At 63.4% G+C, this 23,742-nt stretch carries 26 protein-coding genes; 11 read left to right on the top strand and 15 right to left on the bottom strand.

Annotated elements, in window-relative coordinates:
* Positions 1-295 precede the first annotated feature (295 nt).
* The gene (locus BKM74_RS16425; protein ID WP_086466795.1) at positions 296-949 is read right to left on the bottom strand and encodes a 2-hydroxychromene-2-carboxylate isomerase; all 654 of its coding nucleotides are present in this window, start codon (positions 947-949) and stop codon (positions 296-298) included.
* A 71-nt stretch (positions 950-1,020) separates the two neighbouring features.
* On the opposite strand from BKM74_RS16425, the gene BKM74_RS16420 reads away from it, so the two are divergent.
* A complete protein-coding gene (locus BKM74_RS16420) occupies positions 1,021-1,965 on the top strand; it encodes a LysR family transcriptional regulator (protein WP_086466794.1) in 945 nt (314 codons plus the stop codon).
* 3 nt (positions 1,966-1,968) lie between these two features.
* On the opposite strand, the gene BKM74_RS16415 is transcribed toward BKM74_RS16420, so the two are convergent.
* The 8 genes from BKM74_RS16415 to BKM74_RS16380 all read right to left on the bottom strand — a co-directional run bounded on the left by BKM74_RS16415 (position 1,969) and on the right by BKM74_RS16380 (position 9,907).
* A complete protein-coding gene (locus tag BKM74_RS16415) occupies positions 1,969-2,289 on the bottom strand; it encodes a YdhR family protein (protein WP_086466793.1) in 321 nt (106 codons plus the stop codon).
* A gap of 30 nt (positions 2,290-2,319) precedes the next feature.
* Entirely contained in the window at positions 2,320-3,795 is a 1,476-nt protein-coding gene (locus BKM74_RS16410; protein WP_086466792.1) for an NAD-dependent succinate-semialdehyde dehydrogenase, read from the bottom strand.
* Positions 3,796-3,919: 124 nt separating this feature from the next.
* Complete coding sequence (locus BKM74_RS16405; RefSeq protein WP_086466791.1) at positions 3,920-4,723, bottom strand: hypothetical protein; 804 nt, start codon at positions 4,721-4,723, stop codon at positions 3,920-3,922.
* Positions 4,724-4,906: 183 nt separating this feature from the next.
* Complete coding sequence (locus BKM74_RS16400; RefSeq protein WP_086466790.1) at positions 4,907-5,662, bottom strand: DeoR/GlpR family DNA-binding transcription regulator; 756 nt, start codon at positions 5,660-5,662, stop codon at positions 4,907-4,909.
* A gap of 14 nt (positions 5,663-5,676) precedes the next feature.
* Entirely contained in the window at positions 5,677-6,765 is a 1,089-nt protein-coding gene (locus tag BKM74_RS16395; RefSeq protein WP_086466789.1) for an ABC transporter ATP-binding protein, read from the bottom strand.
* Between the two features lie 27 nt (positions 6,766-6,792).
* Positions 6,793-7,626, bottom strand: coding sequence for a carbohydrate ABC transporter permease (locus tag BKM74_RS16390; RefSeq protein WP_086466788.1), 834 nt, complete (start codon positions 7,624-7,626; stop codon positions 6,793-6,795).
* 10 nt (positions 7,627-7,636) lie between these two features.
* Positions 7,637-8,530 carry a carbohydrate ABC transporter permease gene (locus BKM74_RS16385; RefSeq protein WP_176342579.1) on the bottom strand — a complete coding sequence of 298 codons (894 nt, stop codon included), beginning with the start codon at positions 8,528-8,530 and terminating at the stop codon, positions 7,637-7,639.
* Positions 8,531-8,605: 75 nt separating this feature from the next.
* Positions 8,606-9,907, bottom strand: a complete 1,302-nt coding sequence (locus tag BKM74_RS16380; RefSeq protein WP_176342578.1) for an ABC transporter substrate-binding protein — start codon at positions 9,905-9,907, stop codon at positions 8,606-8,608.
* 334 nt (positions 9,908-10,241) lie between these two features.
* On the opposite strand from BKM74_RS16380, the gene BKM74_RS16375 reads away from it, so the two are divergent.
* The 6 genes from BKM74_RS16375 (at position 10,242) to BKM74_RS16350 (ending at position 15,328) form a co-directional block, all read left to right on the top strand.
* Entirely contained in the window at positions 10,242-11,171 is a 930-nt protein-coding gene (locus BKM74_RS16375; protein ID WP_086466848.1) for an SPFH domain-containing protein, read from the top strand.
* Between the two features lie 24 nt (positions 11,172-11,195).
* Positions 11,196-11,651 carry an NfeD family protein gene (locus tag BKM74_RS16370; RefSeq protein ID WP_086466785.1) on the top strand — a complete coding sequence of 152 codons (456 nt, stop codon included), beginning with the start codon at positions 11,196-11,198 and terminating at the stop codon, positions 11,649-11,651.
* A 29-nt stretch (positions 11,652-11,680) separates the two neighbouring features.
* Positions 11,681-12,019, top strand: a complete 339-nt coding sequence (locus tag BKM74_RS16365) for a c-type cytochrome (protein WP_086466784.1) — start codon at positions 11,681-11,683, stop codon at positions 12,017-12,019.
* Positions 12,020-12,179: 160 nt separating this feature from the next.
* The gene (locus tag BKM74_RS16360) at positions 12,180-14,009 is read left to right on the top strand and encodes a DEAD/DEAH box helicase (protein ID WP_086466783.1); all 1,830 of its coding nucleotides are present in this window, start codon (positions 12,180-12,182) and stop codon (positions 14,007-14,009) included.
* 213 nt (positions 14,010-14,222) lie between these two features.
* Positions 14,223-14,876: a helix-turn-helix domain-containing protein gene (locus BKM74_RS16355; RefSeq protein WP_086466782.1), complete on the top strand. Its 654-nt coding sequence runs from the start codon at positions 14,223-14,225 to the stop codon at positions 14,874-14,876.
* A complete protein-coding gene (locus BKM74_RS16350; protein ID WP_086466781.1) occupies positions 14,873-15,328 on the top strand; it encodes a cupin domain-containing protein in 456 nt (151 codons plus the stop codon). The genes BKM74_RS16355 and BKM74_RS16350 overlap by 4 nt, the downstream gene beginning before the upstream one ends.
* 104 nt (positions 15,329-15,432) lie before the next feature.
* Here the strand turns inward: BKM74_RS16350 and BKM74_RS16345 are convergent, their stop codons facing one another.
* Both BKM74_RS16345 and BKM74_RS18615 read right to left on the bottom strand, forming a co-directional pair.
* Entirely contained in the window at positions 15,433-16,173 is a 741-nt protein-coding gene (locus BKM74_RS16345) for a GntR family transcriptional regulator (RefSeq protein ID WP_086466780.1), read from the bottom strand.
* On the bottom strand, positions 16,151-16,399 hold the full coding sequence (locus BKM74_RS18615; RefSeq protein WP_140056114.1) for a hypothetical protein: 249 nt from the start codon (positions 16,397-16,399) through the stop codon (positions 16,151-16,153). The genes BKM74_RS16345 and BKM74_RS18615 overlap by 23 nt, the downstream gene beginning before the upstream one ends.
* 55 nt (positions 16,400-16,454) lie before the next feature.
* On the opposite strand from BKM74_RS18615, the gene BKM74_RS16340 reads away from it, so the two are divergent.
* The 4 genes from BKM74_RS16340 to BKM74_RS16325 all read left to right on the top strand — a co-directional run bounded on the left by BKM74_RS16340 (position 16,455) and on the right by BKM74_RS16325 (position 21,510).
* The gene (locus BKM74_RS16340; protein ID WP_086466779.1) at positions 16,455-17,372 is read left to right on the top strand and encodes a TauD/TfdA dioxygenase family protein; all 918 of its coding nucleotides are present in this window, start codon (positions 16,455-16,457) and stop codon (positions 17,370-17,372) included.
* Positions 17,373-17,651: 279 nt separating this feature from the next.
* A complete protein-coding gene (locus BKM74_RS16335; protein ID WP_086466778.1) occupies positions 17,652-19,031 on the top strand; it encodes a tripartite tricarboxylate transporter TctB family protein in 1,380 nt (459 codons plus the stop codon).
* The gene (locus BKM74_RS16330) at positions 19,028-20,518 is read left to right on the top strand and encodes a tripartite tricarboxylate transporter permease (RefSeq protein WP_086466777.1); all 1,491 of its coding nucleotides are present in this window, start codon (positions 19,028-19,030) and stop codon (positions 20,516-20,518) included. Before BKM74_RS16335 ends, BKM74_RS16330 begins: the two co-directional genes overlap by 4 nt.
* Positions 20,519-20,538: 20 nt before the next feature.
* On the top strand, positions 20,539-21,510 hold the full coding sequence (locus BKM74_RS16325) for a Bug family tripartite tricarboxylate transporter substrate binding protein (protein ID WP_176342577.1): 972 nt from the start codon (positions 20,539-20,541) through the stop codon (positions 21,508-21,510).
* Positions 21,511-21,837: 327 nt separating this feature from the next.
* Here the strand turns inward: BKM74_RS16325 and BKM74_RS16320 are convergent, their stop codons facing one another.
* The 4 genes from BKM74_RS16320 to BKM74_RS16305 all read right to left on the bottom strand — a co-directional run.
* A complete protein-coding gene (locus tag BKM74_RS16320) occupies positions 21,838-22,110 on the bottom strand; it encodes an SHOCT domain-containing protein (protein WP_086466775.1) in 273 nt (90 codons plus the stop codon).
* Positions 22,111-22,121: 11 nt separating this feature from the next.
* Complete coding sequence (locus BKM74_RS18610) at positions 22,122-22,547, bottom strand: hypothetical protein (RefSeq protein ID WP_140056112.1); 426 nt, start codon at positions 22,545-22,547, stop codon at positions 22,122-22,124.
* A 349-nt stretch (positions 22,548-22,896) separates the two neighbouring features.
* Entirely contained in the window at positions 22,897-23,262 is a 366-nt protein-coding gene (locus BKM74_RS16310; protein WP_086466774.1) for a hypothetical protein, read from the bottom strand.
* A 216-nt stretch (positions 23,263-23,478) separates the two neighbouring features.
* The coding region (locus BKM74_RS16305) for a hypothetical protein (RefSeq protein ID WP_456152414.1) at positions 23,479-23,742 on the bottom strand (264 nt) is incomplete at its 5' end.

Genomic DNA, 23,742 nt, shown 5'->3' with positions numbered 1-23,742 from the left:
GGGAAACGGGTGCGGGGCTGCTTAGGTCTCATGCGCGGCGTGGCGCTTGATTATTTCTAATCCGAGGCACGAACACGCCGCCAATATGGATTACAGCTACAAGATATAATTTTAGATTATAGATCGGCGCGCGTGATACTGGTCTGCCGATGGCGCGGCACAGGCCTGCAGCACAAGGGCAGCTACCGGCTGCCCCCGCGCATATACCGCTTCTCCGGCCGGTAGCGGTTCCGGTTATGGGGCAGACCGCGCAGCCGGCGGAACAGAAGGCGGACCCATTCGAACATCGCCGCTCCTATGCGCGCTTTTGCAGGCCATTCTGGCGCAGACGCCAGATGAAAGTGTCGAAGCGGTCCTGCCCGAAAAACGGCTCACCCTCGAAGACGTAACAGGGCACGCCCCAGTGGCCGGCCTCGGTCAGTTCCGCCTCGTTCGCCAGCATCTGGCTGTCATACCAGTCCGGGTCGCTGTCGATACTGGCCTGCATCGCGGCATGGTCGAGTCCGGCTGATGCTGCCGCTTTCGCCATATGGTCACCCTGGTCCCAGCCATCGACGGAACCGTCCCAGAGCAGCCGCGAGACGGAATCCGCATAGGCAAGGCCATGCCCCAGCCGGCAGGCCTCCACACCGAGATGCGAGATATTGCGGATATAGGGCTGGTCCTTGGCGATCTTCAGCGTGACGGGATCCTGCTGGATCGGGTCGGGAACAGGCCGTCGGAAGGGCAGCCCCAGATAGTCGGCCTGGCGTTTGGTATCCATAAAGAAATAGGGGCGGTGCAATGGCCCCATCCGCTCGAAATAGGCCGGCTCGCGCATGGCCAGTGGCCGGACGATACGCAGTTGCGCATCGACGTCATATTCCGCCGCGAAGGCGACGAGGCGCGCCGTCGCCAGATAGCTGTAGGGGCTGCGGAACGACCAGTATATCTTGAACTGAAGTGTCATTTGTACATACTCCTGTACACCCGGTTGGCGCGAAACGGTGTTTTCCCGGCTTCGCGAAAGTGATCCCGCCCATGAGCCGCTATTCGATCGACATCAGGCATCTGCGTTATTTCATCGCCATCGCCGAGGCCGGCAGTTTTACGCGTGCGGCGAACCACCTGCACATCGCCCAGCCGGCGCTCAGCCAGCATGTCCGCAATCTGGAGCAGAGCTTCGGCACGCAACTGCTCGACCGGACGGCGCGTGGTGTTGACCTTACCGCCGACGGCAGAAAGCTGCTGGCGCATGCGCGGCGCGTCGTCGAGGAAATGGACCGGCTCGTCGATGCCGTCAGTCCCGGAAAGCCGACGGGCGATGTCATGCTGGGCCTGCCGATACCGGTCAGCCCGCTCATCACCCAGCCGCTGCTGACGACGATTCAGCGCGATTTCGGCGGGATCACCCTGCATATCCGCGAGGCGATGAGCGCCTATCTGGCGGAATGGCTGATCGACGGCCGCATCGATGCCGCCGTCCTGTTCAGCAATCAGGAACTGCCGCATATCGATACGCATGAGGTCTGCGAGGAAACGCTCTATGTCGTCGGCCCGCCCGGCGCGTTTTCCCCCGGCGAGACAATCCCGTTCCATAGCTTGCCGCGATACCCGCTGATCATGTCGCATCCGGAAAATGGCCTGCGCTCGCTGGTCCACAGCACGGCCCAGCGGCTGGGCGTCGAGTACACGATCAAGTTCGAGATCGACGTGATCACCGAGATGAAGCGCTTCGTCGCTGCCGGCAAGGGCTACACCGTGCTGGCGCCGGTCGCCTTCTACGAGGATCTGGTTGCCGGCCGGCTGTCCGCCGCGCCCATCGTGGAGCCGGAGATCGTGCGCACCTGGACCATGGCGACGCGCCGCCACAGCCGTCCGAACGCCGCCTGCAAGGCCGCCATGGATCTGACCGAGGCGGTCCTGGTCGAACGCACCGGCATGGTGAAGAAGGCGGTCAGTGACTATGCCGGCGCGCTGCATTGACGGTCAGGCGCCTTCGTCGCCGCCCAGTATCGTCCCCGCATCATTATCCACGATGACCGGCGTCTCCAGGAACTCGACGCGCGGCGGCGCACCGAAGCGCGCCATGATGGAGGCCGCGAAGGCATCGTCGAACAGCGTTTCCGCCTGGGCCCGGCTGCGAAACAGATAGACGCCGCCGCAGGTATTGTCGTCGGCGATATAGTAATATTTGCGCACCAGTCCGGAGATCGTCTGGAAACGCGGCGCGGATTGCCGGAACATCCCTTTCAGCTCGTCCTGGGACTTGCCGGCCGGCTGCGGGAAACGGGTGATGACGGTGATCATGCTGAATTTCCTGTCTTTTTGAACGGTCGGTCAGTCGAGCTGACTGACATGCTTGGTGTCGAGATAGCTTTCCAGCCCCTCGGTGCCGCCTTCCGAGCCGTATCCGCTTTCCTTCACACCGCCGAACGGAACCTCCGCCAGCGAGATGCCCAGATGATTGATGCCGATCATCCCGGCACGCACGCCCTCGCGCACTGCCCGGGCGCGCTTCGACACGCCGGTGAAAGCATAGGCAGCGAGGCCGAACGGCAGGGAATTGGCACGCGCGATCCCCTCCTCGACCGTATCGAAGGCAGTGATCGGAACCACGGGGCCGAACGGCTCCTCGCGCATCAGCCGGCATTCGTCCGTTGCATCGGCGATCACCGTCGGCTCCCAGAAATAGCCACGATTGCCAATCCGGCTGCCGCCGGTCGTGATCTTCAGGCCGCGCTCGCGCGCATCGGCGACGAAGCCTTCCATCGCCGACAGGCGGCGTTCGTTTGCCATCGGCCCCATCTGGGTGTCGGCAGCCCGCCCATCGCCGACGCGCAGCGCCTTCGCCCCTTCGGTGAAGGCTTCGAGGAATTTCGCATAGGAGCCGCGCTGGACATAGAAGCGCGAAGGCGAGACGCAGACCTGCCCGGCATTGCGGAACTTGGCGGCCAGCAGCGCCTGCACCGCCGGCTCCACTTGCGCATCGTCGAACACCAGCACCGGCGCGTGTCCGCCCAGTTCCAGCGTGCAGCGCTTCACACCATCGGCTGCCAGCTTCGCCAGCACCTTGCCGACCGGGATGGAACCGGTGAAGGAAATCTTGCGGATGCCCGGATGCGGGATCAGGAAGGCTGAGACCTCAGCCGGCTTGCCGAAAACCAGGTTCAGCACGCCGGCGGGTACCCCTGCATCGATGCAGGCATCGGCCAGCGCACAGCAGGTCGACGGGGTTTCCTCCGCTGCCTTGATGACCAGCGTGCAGCCGGCGGCGAGCGCACCGGCGATCTTGCGTGCCGGGGTCAGCGCGGGGAAGTTCCACGGGCAGAAGCCGGCGACAGGGCCGACCGGCTCCCGGATGACCATCTGATTGGCGCCGGGCATGCGCGACGGCACGATCCGGCCATAGAGCCGCACACATTCGTCGCCATACCATTCGAAGATGTCGGCGGCGGCGAGGATCTCGCCCTTCGCCTCGGCCAGTGGCTTGCCCTGTTCCAGCGTGACCCACACCGCGATGGCATCGCTGCGCTCGCGCAGCAGGGCCGCCGCCTTGTTCAGAATGCGCTTGCGTTCCAGCGGCGCGGTGCGGCTCCAGCTTTCGAAGGCGCGGACCGCCGCATTGGCGGCGCGGTCGAGATCGGTGGCGGAGGCGTGCGGCAGATAGCCAAGCGCTTCCTCGGTCGCCGGATTGATGACTGCCTCGCCCTGGCTCGCCCCGCCCTGACCCGCCGTGCCCTGTGTCCAGCTGCCATCGATGAAAAGTCCGACTTCCCGGTAATCGGCAGCAGTTGCCACGCCGTTCGGCTGCATGAAATCCCCCTATGATTATGTGCCGGCCGGCAAAGGCCGGTCCGGACGAATTGGAGGAGGATTTACGCAAGCGCCGCGTGCTGTGGCCAATAGCACTTCACGCTAGCCGCTATAGCGCAAACTTCTAGCCGGACGCGCCCGGCTTCAGCGCCCGGCCGAGATAGGTGCCGATCGGCACCATTTTCGGGATGGTGCGGCGGACCAGAGCGCCCAGGATCGGTTCCAGAATTGTGCGTAGTTCCGCAGGCGCACGCAGGTCGGACAGCGGCGCCATCGCGGCGCGGTCCGAGGTTTCCACCCGCCAGCCGGTCAGCGTGCCAGCCTCATGCAGCGGCTGAAGTGCGCGCTCGACATGGACGAGCATCTCCGGCCAGTGCGACAGGTGGACATAGAGGCTGGCGACTGGCGCGCCCGCCTCCCCGGTATCGCCGAACAGATTCAGCCGGCGGATGGTCTGCTGAAGCGCTTCGGGCAAACTGCCGAAAGCCGGAAGCGTCGGAATGGGAATACCGGAGGGTGCATCCGGCATGCCCGCACCGTCATCCAGGGGCGGAAAATCCGTGCCGCCCGGCATCAGCCCCAGCAGCGCGCTGAAAGCGACAAGGTTCCGCGCATTATTGGCATTATAGGCCGCGATGACCGCACGGATCGCCGGCATGTCTCCGGCGGTGGCAGGCGGCGGCGCGCCCGGCATGGCCATGTCCTTCGGCACGATCAGGGCCAGTGGTGCTGCGTACCGTGCGATCCGGCCATCGAGATAGGCCGGGCGCAGAAGCCGCCAGCTGTCACGCAGCACATCCTCGCCCTGGCCCGCCAGACGGCGATAGACGAGATTGACGACCGGCGAGCCCAGTACCGCGCGGATATCCTCGTAGATCGACCGGATGGCAGCGGGCGCAGCCGCATCGTCCGCGATTTCCCGGGTCATGGGACTGTCCTTTCAGATCGAGAGTGGATGGAAGGCCAGGAACGCCACACAAACTTCCAGGAGCATACAGGCAGGGGCTATAAATTCAGCAGCTTGTAGATGCGCCGCGAAGATCATGGTTTTCTTCGATTCTGCCAGGAGGGTGAACGGGGAGCCTGGCCCCGCCGATACCGGTGGGGCCGGCTACCCAGCGACGATGATCCGGGTTTCTTCGTCGAACGCCCCGGCAAACGCCGCAGGCGGGGGCGCATCGGTAACGAGAACGCCGATATTCTCCAGGCCACAGGTTTGGATCAGCCCGCTGGCGCCGAATTTGCTGGCATCGGCAAGCAGCACGGTTTCGGCGGCATAGGGCATCAGTGCGGCCTTGTACTCGGCCTCGAAGAGATCGAAATCGAGACAGCCCCGCTCACTCGACACGGCCGCCACGGAGAAGATGAACAGCTCCGGCGAGAATTGCGCGGCGAAGCGAATCGCGGAAGCGCCGGTGATCGTCATGTCGCTGGGCCGCAATTCACCGCCGGGAACGATGATCCGGTTGCCATCGCCGCCCTCGGCCAGTATCCGCGCCGATTGCAGGGAAAGGGTGATGATCGTCAGCCCTTTCTTGCGCGCCAGAAGCCGGGCCAGGAAACAGGCGGAGCTGCTGTTGTCGAGAAACAGCGTCGTGCCATCCGGCACCAGCGTCTCGCAGGCCTGGGCCATGGCCTGCTTGGCGGCGGGCTGGATACGCAGGCGCTGCTCGAACGGCGCCTCGGTATTGGCCACGCTCAGGCGCACCCCGCCGTGGAATTTCTCGACAATGCCCTCCTCGGCCAGCTGCTTCAGGTCACGGCGGATGGTTTCGTCGGACACATCGAAGGACCGGGCGAGATCGAGCGTTGACAGGGACGCGGCCTGACGCAGGATTTCGATGATCTTTTCCTGGCGGATATTCATGGCAGCTGATTCTATCAGGACACGGCGAGTCCGGAAATCGGATCGAACAGCCGGGCGCGCGTTGCATCGAATCCCAGCGTCACACTCTCCCCGGCCAGCGGAGGATGCTCCGGGCTGATGCGCACGATCATCCGGTTATCGCCAAGCCGGACTTCGGCCAAAGCATCGGCACCGAACAATTCCACGCGCTCGACCTTGGCCTTTCCCAACAGCGTGCCGGGCGCAAGCGTCTCGCCGCGCGCCAGAACCATCTCCTCCGGGCGAATCCCCAGCAGGATTTCCGGTGCTGCCGGCGCGGTCATCCCGTCCAGCACCAGCTGGAAATGCGCATTGCCGAGCGCCAGCCCTTCGGTTACTGCCCGACCCCGGCAAGGGATCAGATTCATCTCCGGCGCGCCGATGAACGAGGCGACGAAAATATTCGCCGGCTTGCGATAGACCTCCATCGGCGCATCGAATTGCTGCAGCCGCCCCTCGGCCATGATGGCGATCCGGGTGCCCAGCGTCATGGCCTCGACCTGATCATGCGTCACATAGACCACCGTGATGCCAAGCTCGGCATGCAGCCGCTTCAATTCGGCCCGCATGTGGTTGCGCAGCTTGGCATCCAGATTGGAGAGCGGTTCGTCGAACAGATAGACCTTCGGCTTGCGCACCAGCGCCCGGCCGATCGCCACACGCTGGCGTTGCCCGCCGGATAATTCCTTCGGCCGGCGTTGCAGCAGATCCTCGATATGCAGAATCTCCGCCGCTTCGCGCACCCGGGCGTCGATTTCGCTCTTGTCGAGCCGCGTCGTCTTCATCAGGCCGAAGGCCATGTTCTTGTAGACCGTCATATGCGGGTACAGCGCATAGGACTGGAAGACCATCGCGATATCGCGCTTCTGCGGTGCCGCCTGCGTCACATCCTTGCCGTCGATCAGCAGCCGGCCTTCGGATATCGTCTCCAGCCCGGCAATCATACGCAGGGTCGTTGACTTGCCGCAGCCGGAAGGGCCGACCAGCACGATGAATTCCCGGTCCTCGACAGTCAGGTCGAGAGCATGCACGGCGGCGTGGCCGTCATAATTCTTGCTGACCTGCTGCAGCGTGACACTGGCCATCTGAGTTTTCCTTATCCGGTAGGGCGTCTATTTGATGCCGGCATGCATGAAGCTGTCGACGAAGCGGCGCTGGAAGATCACGAAGAACACCAGCAGCGGCGACACCACGACCACCGTGGCGGCCATCAGCCGTGTCCAGTCGGCGCCGCTATCGGCCTTCGCCAGCAGGCCCAGGCCAATCGGCAGGGTCCGCACGCTCTCGCTGTTGGTCACCAGCAGCGGCCACATGTAATCGTTCCAGTGGGTGACGACGGAGATGATGGCGAAGGCGATCAGCGTCGGCTTCACCAGCGGCAGATAGACATGCCACAGCGTGGAGAAATGGCCGCAGCCATCCAGCTTTGCCGCATCGGCCAGTTCCGCCGGTACCTGCCGGAAGGCCTGGCGCAGCATGAAGGTGCCATAGCCGCTGGCGACGAAGGGCACCATCAGCGCCCACAGGCTGTTCATCAGGCCGAGTTCTCGGATCGTCACGAAATTGGTCAGGAAGATCGCGTAGATCGGAAACATCACCTGCATCAGGAACAGGCCGAAGATCAGATCCTTGCAGGGGAAACGCAGCCGGGCGAAGGCATAGGCCGCCAGCGTGATGGTGATCAGCTGCGCGCTGATGATGCCGCCGGTGACCAGCACGGAATTGATCAGATACCGCCCGAACGGCGCGACCGACAGGGCGGCGGGATAATTCGACCATTGCGCGATCTTTGGCAGCAGCCCGGCGGTGGTGTCGAACACCTCCACCCGGGTCTTCAGCGATGTCAGGACGATCCAGATCAGCGGGCTGATCCACAGCAGGGCCAACGGCAGCAGCACGACATGCAGCCATCCCTTGGTCAGACCCAGGCGCAGGCGCTTGAACATCCGGGTCTCCTTACTGGCCGAGATAGTGAATGCGCCGGCCAAGCGTCACGGCGACCAATGCGACAAGGCCCATGACGAAAAGCAGCAGGATATTGGCCACCGCCGAGGCATAGCCGATGTCCTGAAACTGAAAGGCGTTCTGGTAGATATAGAAGGTCAGGACATTGGTGGCGTCCGCCGGGCCGCCCTGGGTCATGACATACACATAATCGAAGATCTGATAGGAATGCAGGACACCGATGATGATGACGAAATACAGCGTCGGGGCGATCATCGGGATCGTGATGTGCAGCAATTGCTGAACCGGCGGCACGCCGTCGAGCCTGGCTGCCTCGTAGAGATCACGCGGCACCAGTTGCAGGGCGGCCAGCAGGATCAGCATGAAATACCCGGAATATTTCCAGATGCTCATGACGATGATCGCCGGCATCGCCCATTTGCTGTCGTACAGCCATTCCAGCTTCGGCAGGCCCAGAAGCGCCATCAGCTCGTTGATCGGACCATAGCCGGGGGCATAGAGAAATACCCAGACCATGCCCGCCGCCACCGACGGGATGATCACCGGATAGAAGAAAGCCGACCGGTAGAACGCCATGCCGCGCAGCCGCGTATCCAGCGCTGTCGCCAGTAGCAGCGCGCAGACGATCGACAGCGGGATCGTCAGCAGCGTGTAGAAGGCGGTATTGGCGAAGGACCGCCAGAACAGGCCGTCGCCCAGCAGGCGTGTGTAGTTTTCCAGGCCCAGAAAGAAGATATCCGGCGAGCCCAGCATCACATCGTGAAAGCTGAACCAGATCGAGCGCAGGATCGGCCAGTAGGTGAACATCGCGAGAAAGATCAGCGACGGCAACAGCATGGCAAATGCCGTCGGAATGTCGCGCAGGCGGTCGCTGTCGATTCTCATCGGGGGCCGATCGCTTCGGGTGGACAAAAAGAAGGACCACGGATGCCGGCGGGGCATCCGTGGTCCCGGTTGGCATCAGCCGCGACGGCGCAGCATGCGGTCGATTTCGCGGTTGGAGTTCGCCGTCGCTTCGCGCAAGGCGACATCCGGGCGGATTTCGCCGATCACGGTGCGGTCCAGCGCGCTCTTCAGATATTCGCGCACCTTGTGATAGCCCGGTACCTGCAGGAAGGCGCCGGCATAGGCCGCCTGGTCCAGGGCGATCTTCGCCGCCGGCACCTCGGTGACGAAGGATTTCATCTCGGCACTGTCCCAGGAGGACTGGCGCGCGGCGAGATAGCCGGTCTCCTTGCACCACATCGACTGATTGGCGGTATTCGTCATCCAGCGGGCAAAGGTCCAGCAGGCCTGCTTGTGGGCGTCGGGCTGGTTCTTCGCGATGTGGATCGGGCCGCCGCCCATGGAGGCGCCGAAGGTCTTGTTCTTCGGCATGAAGGCGACGCCGACCTCGAAGGGCGAGGATTTGCGCAGATTGGTCAGCGACCCGGTCGAGTGGTAGAGCATCGCGGTCCGGCCGGCCATGAAGTCGTTCGCCGAGCCCTGCCAGGTCGAGGCCGTCGGCATCACGCCTTCCTGCGCCATGCGCAGCCAGAATTCGAGCGCATTGACCGATTCCGGCGCGTCGAACATGACCTTTTCCTTGGTCCAGGGGACCAGGCCGTTCTGGCGTACATAGCTTTCGAACATCCAGTCATGCCAGCCGCCGCCGATGGTCACGCCCCACTGGCTGACATCGCTGCCCTGGCGGATGGTCAGGGCCTTCGCGGTTTCCAGCAATTCGTCCCATGTCGCCGGCGCTGTCTTCACACCGGCCTTCTCGAAGGCGGTCTTGTTGTAATACAGCACCGGCGTGCTGCACTGGAAAGGCAGGCCATAAAGCTTGTCGTCCGAGATGCAGGTGCCCAGGAAGCCCGGCAGGAAATCCTGATAGATGTCGTCGGCCTTGGCGAGCGCGGTGATGTCTTCCAGCGCGCCCATTGCCAGGAAGGTCTGCAGGGCGGAGTTGATCGGCAGCCAGGTGCCCGGGGGGTCACCGACACCAAGCGAGGTCATCACCTTCTGCTCGGTATTGTCATAGCTGCCGGCATAGATCGCCTCGACCTGGATATCGGCATGCGCGGCGTTGAAACCGGCGATCATGCCGGAAACGATGCGGTTGATGTCACCCGACACGCCAACCGGATACATGAAGCTCAGCTTTACCTGATCCTTGCCAAAGGCGCGGATCGGCATGCCGCCAAGCATTCCGGCCACCGAAGCGGCTGCGGTGGTGCCAAGAAAGGCGCGCCTGGAAATGTGGAAATTCTTTGGGTTCATGATCGCCATCCTTCTTTGATGATGGAATTCTCAAACAGACACTCTCTGCATCAGAAGGGCTCAAAGGTTCTTGATGCCGCTGAAACCCTGGACCGGCAATCTCACTCCCCCGCGTTACAGGGACGTGACGCTTTGTTGATGTTTGTGGGAAATAGTGGATTTATGTTGAAACTAAGAAAGGCGACCTTCCCTGCCCTCGCGCCGGCGCAAAAGCTCCTCGTCGGCACCCGCCCTCCGTTTTGCCTTCGGAATACCGCGATCCTTGGGTAGGTTGCTGGGAAAGCGCTGCTTGTATGAAGGTGCGCTGGTCCTTTCCCTGCAGAGGCGTCCCGTCATGATCGTTTCGCCCTTTCTGATTTTCACCCTCATCGTCGTCGTCCTGGCAGTGCTCATCGTCTATGCCGGGATCAAGACCGTCCCGCAGGGCGAGCAATGGACCGTCGAGCGCTTCGGGCGATACACCCGCACCCTGGAATCCGGCCTGCGCGTCATCGTGCCTTTCATCGACCGCATCGGCCGCCGCATCAGCATCATGGAGCAGGTGCTCGATGTCCCGCCGCAGACGGTTATCACCAAGGACAACGCCGCCGTGATCGCCGATGGCGTGGTGTTCTTCCGGGTCCATGATACGGCGCGCGCCGCCTATCAGGTGCAGCACCTCCAGGAAGCCATCATTAACCTGACGACAACGAACCTGCGCAGCGTCATCGGCTCCATGGATCTCGATGACACCCTGTCGAAGCGGGCCGAGATCAACGAAACCCTGATGGCCATCATCGACGAGGCGACCAATCCCTGGGGCGTGAAGATCATGCGCATCGAGATTCGCGATCTGCGCATGTCGGATGATCTGCAGGCGGCGATGAATTTGCAGATGACAGCCGAACGACGGCGCCGCGCCTCGGTCACCGAGGCCAATGGCCTGCGCGAGGCCGAAATCCTGAAGGCACAGGGCCAGAAGGAAGGCGAGATCCTGCGCGCCCAGGGCATGCGGGAAGCCGCCTTCCTGGAAGCCGAGGCGCGTGAGCGGGCGGCGGAAGCCGATGCCAAGGCGACCGAGATGGTCTCCCGCGCCATCGCCGCCGGCGATATCCAGGCGGTGCAGTTCTTTCTCGGTCAGAAATATGTCGAGGCGCTACAGGCCATCGGCACCTCCAGCAATTCCAAGCTGGTGCTGATGCCGCTGGAAGCTTCTGGCATCACCGGTGCCATCGCCGGCGTCGGCGAACTGGTCAAGGCGATGGGCAATCCCCCCAAAGCCTGAACATACGCATAAGGGACGCTTCGGATGATCGGGACAATCTTCGACACCAGCTGGGCCTGGATGATCGGCGGCGTGATTCTGGCCGGGCTGGAAATCCTCATCCCCGGCATCTTCCTGCTCTGGATCGGCCTGGGCGCGCTGGCGGTCGGCTTGATCCTGTCCATAGCCCCCGGCCTGCCCTTCCCCTGGCAGGCACTGGTCTTCGCCGTCTCGATGCTGTCATCCCTCGGGTTCGGCTTCTGGATCCAGCGGCGCAGCCGCACCACCGGGGAGGCGAGTTTCCTCAACCGCGAGATGGAGGCGATGATCGGCCAGGAGTATATCGCCATCACGCCCTTCGTCGCCGGGCGCGGGCGCATCAAGGTGCGCGACAGCAGCTATGCGGCCCTCAGTGACGACGAGATCGCCGAAGGCGACCTCGTCACCGTCATCGGCCTGTCGGATGACCGGCCGCGTGTTGTGAAGGCACCCCGCTCCTGACCGCCAAATTACCTTTAGCTGGAGACACTATGCTGCGCCGCCGGTTCCTCCTCGCATTCGCGCTGATGCTGATCGCTGCCCCGGTCATCGCCCAGAACACCGTCCGGCCAGCCAGCATCGCGGCTGGCCGGGTCATCGCCGAGGAACGCTGTGCGCGCTGCCACGCCATCGCCGCCACGGGGGACAGCCCATTCCCCGCAGCACCGCCTTTTCGCGAGCTACATAGGAAATACCCGGTTGAGCAGCTGGCCGAGGCGCTTGCCGAGGGCATCGCGGTCGGTCATCCAGACATGCCGGAATTCGTGCTTCAGCCGGCCGAGATTGAGGATTTCATAGCCTTCCTCAATTCTCTTCAGCCGCCCCGCTGAACCACGATTGTGCGGGTGAAGATTGACGGCGGCGGCGCACCGCTCTAAGCAGTGCCTATTCTTCTTGCTGTTGCGCCGTCTTCCGGTCCTGCGCCCGGCCTGCCCTCTATGGCGGGCCGCATGGCAGGGCCAGCGGCTTTATTGATTGGATGACACTTAAGTGAGCTTTTTCGATTCCATGGCGCCGGCCCTTGCCAGCGCGCTTACCGAACGCGGCTATGACAAGCTGACCGCCGTGCAGATGGCTGTGCTGGGCGAGGATGCCCGGGATGCCGACCTTCTGGTCTCCGCCCAGACCGGCTCCGGCAAGACCGTCGCCTTCGGGCTGGCGATGGCGCCCGTCCTGCTGGGCGACGCGCAGGTACTGGGCGAAGTTTCCGTACCGATGGCGCTGGTCATCGCGCCGACCCGTGAGCTGGCGATGCAGGTGCAGCGCGAATTGCAGTGGCTCTACGCCAAGGCCGGCGCGCGCATCGCTTCCTGCGTCGGCGGCATGGACATGCGCCAGGAGCGCCGGGCGCTGGCCGACGGGCCGCATATCGTCGTCGGCACGCCGGGCCGGCTGCGCGATCATATCACCCGCGGCTCGCTGGATATTTCCGGCCTGCGCGTCGTGGTGCTGGACGAAGCCGACGAGATGCTGGATCTGGGATTCCGGGAAGATCTGGAATTCATCCTGGCGGCCGCCCCGCAGGAACGCCGCACCTTCCTGTTCTCGGCCACCTTCGCCAGGCCCATCGTGCAGCTGGCCAGGCGTTTCCAGCGCGATGCCGTGCGCCTGTCCACCGTTGCCGAAAGCCAGCCGCATGAGGATATCGACTACCGGCTGCTGATGGTGGCGCCGACCGAGCGTGAGAATGCGATCATCAACGCGCTGCTCTATTACGATGCGCAGAATGCGCTGGTGTTCTGCGGCACGCGCGATGCCGTGCGGCACCTGACCAGCCGGCTTGCCAATCGCGGTTTCCGTGTCGTTGCCCTGTCCGGCGAGCTGACCCAGGCCGAGCGCACCAATGCGCTGCAGGCGATGCGCGACGGCAGGGCGCGGGTCTGCGTCGCCACCGATGTCGCGGCGCGCGGTATCGATCTGCCGAATCTCGATCTCGTCATCCATGCCGACCTGCCGACCAACCCGGAATCGCTGCTGCATCGCAGCGGCCGCACCGGCCGTGCCGGGCGCAAGGGCGTCTGCGCGCTGATCGTGCCCTATTTCCGCCGCGCCGCCGCCCGCCGGCTGATGCAGCTGGCCAAGCTGGATGCCACCATGGAACCGGCCCCCGGCCCGGCCGAGATCACCGCGCGTGCGCAGGCGCAGATCCTGGCGGATGAAAGCCTGTTCGCCGCCCCGCAGGAGGACGAGACCGAGTTCGTCGGCAAGCTGCTGGCCAGCTATGGCGCCGAGCAGATCGCCGCCGCCTTCCTGCGCCAGCAGATGGCCGCGCGGCCCGCGCCGGAGGAACTGTCCGAGGCACGCGAGGAAACACAGGCGATCACCCGGCCAGAACGCGGCGAGCGTGGTGGTCGGTATGAAAGGCCAGAGCGCGGCGAGCGACCGGAGCGCAGTGGCAACCGTTTCGAGAACGGAATCTGGTTCCGCGTCTCGCTGGGCCGCAAGCATCGGGCTGAGCCGCGCTGGCTGCTGCCGATGATCTGCAAGGCCGGCCATGTGACCAAGGCTGCCGTCGGCTCGATCAAGGTCGGCGATACCACGACCGATTTCGAGATTTCCACCGCCCTGGCCGATGCCTTCGAGGCAACCATCGCCGCCAACGGGACCGGCGAGAAAGGTGTGACCATCACCCGCGCCGAAGGCGGCAATCGCCCCGCCCCGGCCGGATCGCGCCGCCCCGACAGCTTCAAGGACGGACCGAAGCCGGCCCGCAAGCCCCGGGGAAGGCCCGACAACGCCTTCCGCGCAACTGAAGGTGCCGGCCCGAAACCGGGAAAGAAAAAAAGCTACAAGCCGAAACCTGGCCGCGATCCGCGCTAGGGAGTCGGGCTTCAAAGACACCTTGCAATGGTGTCTCTGCAATAACATCAACATCCTTAGGGGCCAGACGGCACAGAGCGTCTGGCCCCTTTGTGATTCCGGCCGTGACGAACGGGAGGCATGGGCAGAATAATTGCCCCAGAGGCAATTCTTATTGCACTGAAAGAAAATAAACGTTTGCATATGAAGCAATCTAACTAAGCCGGTATGCAAATGAACCTCGTCGATCAGAGCCTGTGCCAGATCGGTATCGCCATTAGGGAGCGCCGGGCCGCGCGCCGCATGACGCTCGGTGACCTTGCCGCACATACCGGCATGTCGCTTTCCTTCCTGTCGCGCGTCGAGCGCGGCCAGGCACAGACATCGGTCGGCAATCTCATCCGCATCGCCGAGGCGCTGGGCGGCACCCTGCACGATCTGATCGGCCCGCCGCCCGCCGAGGATACCGGCTTCACGCTGTTCCGCGCCGGCGAAGCGTCGGCATCCGCGATTTCCGGCAGCGGCTATCGCTGGATTCCGGTGTCGGGCGGCGGCGACGGGCGGAACATCGAGGCGACGCTGCTGGACCTGCCCGCGACGCCCGCCGCCGAGACAAGGTTTTCGCATCCCGGCGAGGAGATCTGCTTCGTGCTGGACGGGCGCGTGCGGTTTGTCGTGGGCGAGTCCACCGCCATGCTCGCGACGGGCGACGCCATCCATCTGCGGTCCGACATTCCGCACACCGCTGCCGCCGAGGGCGGGCCGGCGCGGGTGCTGATGATTACCCACCATCCCGCCGGCCCCGGTGAACGGTCAGGCGACCGGTCGGACTGGTGGAATCCCAGCGGCATGGTGCCGCCAACGAACAACAGGGAGGAAAATCAATGACCCAGCAGACCCAACACACCGGGCCGATCGCCCGCGACGGCCATCAGCCCTTCGAGGCCCGGCACCGCGACGATATCGACTGGGAAACCATCCGCTGGCCGGGCGAAACCGGCAAGATGCTTTTCCATCCGCGCCCGGAACGGCCGACCGAGCCGAATGCCGGCATCCTGCGGCTGGAGCCGGGCGCGCACCATCCGCTTCACAAGCATGATTTCGCGCAGATCTGGTACATACTGGAAGGCGAGTTCCGGATCGGCAGCGGCACCTATGGCCCCGGCACGATGATCTTTCACCCCGATCCGCATTTCGAGGATGAGTTCAAGACCGAGACCGGCGGCGAAATCCTGATCGTACAATACCCCGGCCCGACCACCGGCGGCCGGCCGATCTACGACAAGCGCTTCAACATGGCGGATCGCAAGCCAATAGAGACCGAACGCACCGACCTCTAGCAGGCAAACTGAGAGGCGCCCTTCTTACCCAGCCGACATATATCAGGCTTACAGGGCGCTTCCTCACAAAGCCAAAGGCGCAAGGTGACGGGAAACAAGGCCAGTCAGCCCAGGCTGGAAACAGGTTCCTCGCTTTGCCCGATCCTCGCGAGATTCGCCCGGACACGTATGGCGGAATGCTCGAGCAACTGGCGTGCCGCGCGCTCGGCTTTCACCTGGCTGCCTAGCGTGATCGCCGTTGCCAGCTGGCGCCAGTCAGCGGCTGACTGTTTCCTGTCATCGGCGGTAAGGAAGCTCATGGAGCGGCCACGGATGAGCTGCCAGGTGCCCATTCCGGCCAGCCGTTCGTAGAGCTCCGGCAGACGCTGGTTGCCCGAATTATTCACCAGGAACAGCTGAGCGCGCACCGATTCGCTGGCGAAGGCCTGCGGGGTGGCGGACTCGTCGCCGGCGATGCTTTCCAGACTGGCGACGATCTCCAAGAAGGTGGCTTTGAAAGAATCATCGTTCAGCCGGGCGACGCGGCCGGCCGCGACGGCCAGCAGAGCCGCCCTGATCTCGAAAATATAGCTGACATCTTCCTGTGAATATTCGGCAATGCGGGCGCCGGATCGCGGGATGCGGACCACATAGCCCTGCTTCTCCAGCGCAATCAGCGCCTCGCGCACGGTCGCCCGGCTCACGGCGTGCTGCTGTGCCAGGGCTTCCTCCTTCAGCCGATCGCCGGGCTTGAGGCGCCCTGTCATGACCTCAGCCAGCAGGAGATCGGCAAGCTGGGCCGGAAGCGATTTCGCTGACCTTCCAAGCGGGACGATATCAAGCTTATCCATGTCGTTCTCGTCCATCAGCTGCCGCAGCCTTATCGTTGGGGTGAGGGATCGCCAGTTCCGGCACAACTCGCCATAGCTTCAATCTCGTCTTCTTTTTCGTCGAAGGGAGCCAAAAAACCGCAACGATTCCCATCGCCACCACCATATGGAGAATACTGAAGGATATTAACTGTTTTTCAAATGGATAGCGCAAGGCAAAACCATTTTCCTGATTATGTTTTGGATTCATATTGTCAGACAATCGACAGTCGATTATATTTTATCAATAACACAAAGCAGAAAACGGATGGGTGGAAATGAGCCAAATCAAGATTGCTCCTCTTGGATTCGCCGCGGGCGCGGAAGTCACCGGCGTGGACCTCAGCAAGCCGTTGTCTTCGGCCGACCAGAGCGTCATCAACCAGGCATGGCTGAAGCATCTGGTGCTGGTGTTTCCGGGTCAGGACCTGTCGCCCGAGCAGCAGATCGCCTTTTCGCGGAATTTCGGGTTGCTGGACCCGCAGGAATCGCAGGCGCCCACGACGCTGCACCCGGACCACCGGGAAATCCTCGTGCTGTCCAACAAGATGGTGAACGGCAAGAAGTCCGGCACGCATAATTCCGGCCGGAACTGGCATACCGACCTCACCTACACGCCCCGCCCGGCCAAGGGCGCCATCCTGCATTGCAAGGAGAAGCCGCCGGTCGGCGGTGACACCATGTGGGCAAATCTCTATCTCGCCTATGAGACGCTGAGCCCGCGCATCCAGCAATTGCTGGAGGGGCTGGAGGCGATTCATGATGTGACTCTGATCCGCGGCCTGGAGCAGCGGTCGCCCGATGTCATCGCCGAGATGAAGCGGCGCAACCCGCCGATGATCCATCCGGTCATCCGTATCCACCCGAAGACGAAGCGGAAATCCTATCTGGTCGGCCAGCGTGTGCGCGGCTTCGTCGGCATGGGCGATGATGAAAGCCGGCACCTGCTCGACATGCTGAACGAGCACGCGACCGCGCCGGAATTCGTCTTCCGTCATCGCTGGCAGCTCGGCGACGTGGTGATGTGGGATAATCGCTGCACCAGCCATGTGGCACTAGGCGATTTCGACCAGACCCAGCCGCGCGTCATGTTCCGCTGTTCCCTGGAAGGCGAGCAGGAAACCGGACGGCTGTTCGAACGTCCGCAGACCGACGACCGTGCCGCAATGGTACAGGCTGTGGCGGCCGTCTCCTGAGGCCATGATCGGGAACGGCCGTTTCGATATCTGGCGGTCGCTTTCCCGGCTATCCCTGCGTGACCACCGAAACGCCTGCACCTGGTTTGTGGAGAAACCGTGATCCGGGGATGCGTTTCGAGCGCACCGAATCCGCAGATTCTCCGCGCAGGATCGGGTGACAGGAACTTACCGGGACAATTCGAGATGACAGCGAGCAGGCCCCCTGAAGGGAGCTTCGACAAAACGGGCTTACAACGGCACAACGGCTTCTCGGGAGCCGAAGTCCCGGAACAGTGCATGCCGGCGGCCTACCCCACCCTCGGGGAAGGCGGTCAGCCCGGCCACGCCACGATTCTGCCCGACCGGGGCGGTGCCAGGCTCGAACTCATCTTCCTTGGCATCGTCTGGGCCGTTGCCGCCCTCTTGCTGTGGCATGGCCTGTCGCTGCAATTGTGGCGCGACGGCACCATCGGCCCCGGCGCCTATCCGGTCTTTGCGCTTGCCGGTCTGCTGGCAATCACGAGCGTTCTGATCGCGAAGGCGCTCGCCGTGCGGGAGCTTCGCCTCTACTCGCCCTTCCAGGCCGGGCTGCAGGACGATCTTCGGCTGCGCCAGCTCGCGGAAATCATGGGCACGCGCCTCGGCACCCGGATACAGGTCGTCACCAAGGATGGCGAAGGGCGTTTCTCCGCCCTCTGGAAGGGGGTGCGCGGCAATGCTCTTGCCATCGTCTCATCCGACATGACGAGCCTACCGAACTTCCATGCCGCCGCATTCTGTGACGGACGTATGGAGCCAGTGGGTGGCCTGTTTTTCGACCCCGATGTGCTGGTCGTGCGGCCCGCCAGCCAGTGGCAGAATCCAGGCGATTTGTGGAACAAGGGCCAAACAGTCCGCCTCGGTTTCGGTCATCACATCGATATCGACCATGCCGTGGGGCGCTGGCTTGCCACCGCGCAGGGACTGTCCTTCCGGCCGGTTCACAGCGACGACATTCCTTCACTGATCGGCGCCATCAATGCCGGGGATATCGATGCCGCCATACTCAGCTTTTCGCAGGCACGGCAGGCAATCACGACCGGACAGGTGCGGTGCATCGGTCTTTTGTCGGAACCTGGCGACCAGCCGCCGGAAGTGCAGGGCGCTCCCACCTTTCTGGACCATGGGGCCGCTGTGGTCTCCGGTCATTGGGCGGCGCTGATGGTGCCGGCGGGCATGCCCGCTAAAAAGCAAAACGCCTTGTCTGCAGCATTTTCGGAAGCAGCCGCAGAGCTGCCGCCTGCCAACGAAACGGATATGTCAGCGCGGATCTGGCGCTTCCTCTCGCAGGAGGAGATGAAAGGCATCATCGATATCCAGCAGCGCTGCCACGCGCAATTCACCCCCCGGGAAACTCTGTCCGACAGTCTGCCCGCCGGGAAGATCATCGGGCTGGTGGTGGCGATCGCCGGACTGGCCCTCTTCCCCATCGCGATGATGCAGCTCGGCTTCGTCCTGTCCGCCTTCTTCTATGTCGCCGGCCTGACACTGCTGCTGTGGCCGAAACTGACACCGGCCAAGGCGGTACTCTCCATCGCCGTAGCAGCCTTCCTCAGCATCGGGACCTACCTGCTGTTCAGCAAGGTCTTCAACGTCGTCCTGCCCACATCGGCCCTGATGGAGGGATTGCTGCCATGAGCCTGCTGATGGAAGGCTTCTCCATCGTCACGGAGATGAACATCCTGCTGCTGCTTGCGGGCGCGGTGCTGCTCGGCATCGTGGCAGGAGCCATGCCGGGCATCTCGGCCACCATGGGCGTGGCCCTGCTGAGCCCGCTGACCTTCACGATGGACCCGCTGGCCGGTATCCTCAGCCTGGTTGGCGTCTATTGCGGTGCCGTCTATGGCGGGTCGCTGTCGGCCATCCTGCTGGGTATTCCCGGCACGCCAGGGGCGGTCGCCACGACGCTGGACGGCTATGCCATGTCGCGGCAGGGCAAACCGGGCATAGCATTGGGTATCGCCACCCTATCGTCGTTTCTGGGCGGCATGCTCAGCGCGATCGCACTCATGCTGCTGTCCTACCCCATCGCCGATTTCGCCCTGGCCTTCGGACCGCGCGAATATCTGGCACTAACCGTATTCGCGCTGACGGCGATGGCGGCACTGTCCGGCGGATCGTTCCTGAAGGGGCTGTTCGCCGGATTCATCGGCCTGTTCCTGGCCGGCATCGGCATCGACGAGACCTATGGCGTCTCGCGCTATCATTTCGGCTATGTGCTGCTGATGGGCGGGGTCTCCTTCATTCCGGTCACCATTGGCCTGTTCGCGGTGCCGGAAACCCTGCTGAGCATCGAGCGTATCGGCCGTGCGCCGCGCCGCGCCCTGCGCGTCAACCGGATCATTCCCGGGCGCAGCGTGCTGGCCCGCATCCTGCCGGCGCAGCTACGTTCCAGTGTCATCGGCACCATTGTCGGCGCGGTTCCCGGCGCAGGTAGCGACGTCGCCGCCATTGTCGGCTACAGCCAGGGCAAGCACATGTCACGCCAGCCGGAACGCTTCGGCACCGGCTCCCCGGAAGGTATCGCCTGCGCCGAATCGGCAAACAATGCGGCGACCGGTGGCTCGCTGATCCCTCTGCTGACCCTGGGCATCCCCGGCGGCGCGGTAACCGCGATCATGCTGGGCACTTTTATGACGCATGGGCTGCAGCCCGGTCCCTTGCTGCTGCACAACAACGCGCCGCTGGTCTACCAGATCTTCGCCGGTGTCTTCGTCGCGAACATCCTGCTGCTGATCTTCGGACTGTCCGGCGCCAAGCTGTTCGCGCGTGTGCTGCAAATCCCCGAAAGCATCCTGACGCCCGGCATTCTGCTGCTTTGCGTGCTGGGGTCCTACGCCATGCGCAACCATCCGGTCGATGTGCTGATCATGTTCGCCGCCGGCATGGTCGGCTACGTCATGGTCAAGACCGGTATCCCGCGCGCGCCACTCATTATCGGCCTGATCCTCGGGCCGATGGTGGAGGGAGAACTTGCCCGTTCGCTCATCGTCGTTGGCGGCGAATGGCAGGAACTCTTCACGCCGATCAGCACCGTCATCTGGCTGCTGGTCTTCGCCCCGTTCGTCGCCCCGCTCGTGATGAAGGGCGTTCGGCATCTGAAACGATCCTACAAGACGACATAAAAATGAAAGGGAGGAATCCAATGACATTCATCCACAACAGGCGTGCCGGTTACACGGCGGCGCTGGCGGCACTGGCGCTGTGCGCAACCGCCCCGGCAGTAAAGGCGGACAGTTTTCCGTCCAAGCCAGTCGAACTCGTGATCCCCTTCGCGCAGGGCGGCGGCACCGACCAGGTCGGCCGCATCTTCGCACAGTATGCGCAGCCGCATCTGGGCGGCGACATCTTCGTCAGCAACCGCACGGGCGGCAGCGGTGCCGTGGGCTTTTCGCACGGCGCGCTGGCCAAGGCCGATGGGTACGTCATCACCATGATCGTCACCACCCTGGCCGCAGCGCCCCACACCATCGACGGCTATCCGGTCAGCTACAAGGATTTCGAGCCGGTCTGCCTGCTGTCCGCGCCGCCGGCCATCCTGGCGGTTCATCCGGACAGCGGCATCAACTCGCTGGCCGACCTCGTCAAGAAGGCGAAAGCCGAACCGGGCAAGCTGACCTTCGGCACCGCCGGCCCCGGCAGCAACACGCATCTGACCGGTGCCGCCTTCGCGACCCAGGCGGGTATCGATGTCCGCTTCGTGCCTCACAAGGGCTCCGGTCCGGCGCTGACGGCGGCCTATGGCAAGCACATCAATGTCGCCATCGCCGACAAGGCCGAGGTCACGCCCTGGCACAAGGATGGCCGGTTGAAGGTGCTGACCGTGTTCTCTGACGATCCGAAGACCGGCATCAAGGGCGTGCCGCTGGCCAGCGCTGACGGCTTCAAGGTGGATATCGGCTCGTTCCGCGGCATCGGTGCCCCGAAAGGCACCCCGCCGGAAGTAATGAAGGTACTGGTCGAGGCCTGCCGCAAGACCGCCGAGGACAAGGCGTTCAACGACCATATGGAGAAGACCGGGACCGAGACCTATGCCCTGTTCGGTGAGGAATTCGGTGCCTGGCTGAAGAACAAGCACGACTCCTTCGGCGAAGCCGTCAAGGCAGCCAATATGTAACGCCTGCCGCAATCACGTTACAAAACCCCTCCGGGAGCGATTCCGGAGGGGTTTTTCGACTGAAGGGACGGGCAGCCAGCAGCCTCGGCGCCGCTTTATGTATGGCTGGGTCCGGATCCGTAGGTGCGGCGCTGAGGGTGGGAGCCCTAGAATCGCAAACAAGGTTCCAGGAGGATGCAGGCAGTGTTCGGGCGCTTTCCTGGCCGGATCCTTGGAAATTAACCTTGGGGACCGCAATCGGATTCCTTCTCCTGAAGGCAGCTGACAGACCCGCAACCCAGGCGAAACTGCCCGGGCCACGGGTCGTCGCATGCCGTCACGGAGCGGTCAGAACAAATCCGCCTTGCGCTGCAGATAATCCTCGCGGTCGATTTCTCCTCGCGCGTAGCGTGCCTTGAGAAGGTCGAGCGCGCTGCCGGCCGGCGGCGTCGATGCATGCATCTGATGCCCCGCACCGAACCAGCGGAACAGCAGGATCAGGACCACTGCCAGTATCGCAATGAACAGGATGGCCGAGAGGCCGTGGAAGGCCATTCCCCAGAACCATCCGCCACCATCATAGCCCATCATCGCACCGGGCTGGTGCCAGTTCTGCCACATGACATCCTCCTTCAATCGACCTGGCGCAGGGCGCCGGTGCGGCGGTCGATCGCCAGCCGCTGGACCAGCGAGCCCTCGCGGGTAACGATATCGGCCAGAATCTCGCCATGTTCGGTCGGCTTGATCTCGCCGAGCTTCAGCCGCGGATTGCCGTGCCAGTCGAGGCGGCGCTGCAGCATCTCCCTGACCTGTTCCGGCGCGATCTCCTGCTCGTAACGGCCCGGCATGCCATAGATCATGCCCTGACCCATCATACCGGGATGCATCATGCCCTGGCCCATCATGCCCTGGCCCATCATGCCTTGCCCCATCATTCCGGGATGCATCATTCCGGGATGCATCATGCCGGGGCCCATCATTCCGGGATGCATCATTCCGGGATGCATCATGCCGGGCCCCATCGGCCCATATCCCGGCATGCCTTGTCCCTGCATCATGCCTTGTCCCTGCATCATGCCGGGGCCCATACCCATCCCAGAACCAATTCCGGGTCCCATTCCGGAACCCATGCGGGAACCCATGCCGGAACCGGGCATGCGCTGGTTAGGGGCCGTGGAATCAGCCTGATTGCCTTGTCCGCTTCCCATGGTCTGCGCTGAGGCAGTCCAGGTCACGTCAGCGCCATGGACGGCAAAGAGAAACGCCATTGAAGCCGCGCCGATGAGGGCGGGCCGGATTAACTTCCTCATGATCTTGTTCCTTTTCTGAGATTGCTCGCTTGTCGATGAAGGAAACGCCGTCCGCTTAAAGGCGGCGCCAAGGCCTCGCGACAAACGCGAGGCACCATCAGACGAGAGCGGACAGCCTGGGAGGATGTTTGGCGGGGGAGAGCCCCGCACGCGCGATCCGATAGGGTCTGGCGGAAACAACGCCAGCCTTCCCGGCATCATCGATGCCCATCGCCGCCGGCAGCACGCCAAAGACAAGGCAGAGCTGAGCGCATCCGCAGTCGGGAAGATTTGCGGCGGTGGCCCTGTCACAGGGATGCGAACCGCCCGCTGCAGAAACCATATCCCCCGCCACGGAAGAGTGCGTGGCCTGCTGAAAATCATGGCCCTGGGCGCCAGCCGCAGCGAAGGCGTGCGGTGCGGACAGCAGCAGCAAGCAGCACAGGGCCGCCATCCGCACGATATCTGCCAGTCCGCGTTTCATACTGTCACGCTCTACACTTTTTCAGCGATCCCAGCTTGCCTGCAATCCGCTGCCCGCACACTGATGCAGATCAATCGCGCAGCTTGACGGCACGCAGCCGCAAGGCATTGCCGATGACGCTTACCGAGGACAGCGCCATGGCGGCAGCAGCTCACCGGGTATCGTGCTCATTTCCGCCAGGGTGGAGGATTCCAGCGGTTGGAATCTCAAGCCATTTTAATGGGAACCGTGATCGCCTTCCCTGACCGGATTGCGCGCCAGGAAAACCCGTATGAACAGGAACACCAGTGCCATGCCGATCACGCCGAGCACGACGATCAGCGGATCAGACTGCCACTTCATCGTGGCAAAGGCCGCTAGCACGATCACATCGAGCGCCATGGCCGTCAGCAGTACCCATCCCTTCGCGCCGATCTCCTCACGCAGATGCCGGAACACACCAAAATGGATGATGATGTCCATCACCAGATAGAAAAAAGC

Source organism: Oceanibaculum nanhaiense (assembly GCF_002148795.1).
Lineage (GTDB): Bacteria > Pseudomonadota > Alphaproteobacteria > Oceanibaculales > Oceanibaculaceae > Oceanibaculum > Oceanibaculum nanhaiense.
The sequence above is the reverse complement of the archived record's forward strand: the minus strand, read 5'-3'. Positions and strand labels throughout refer to the sequence as shown.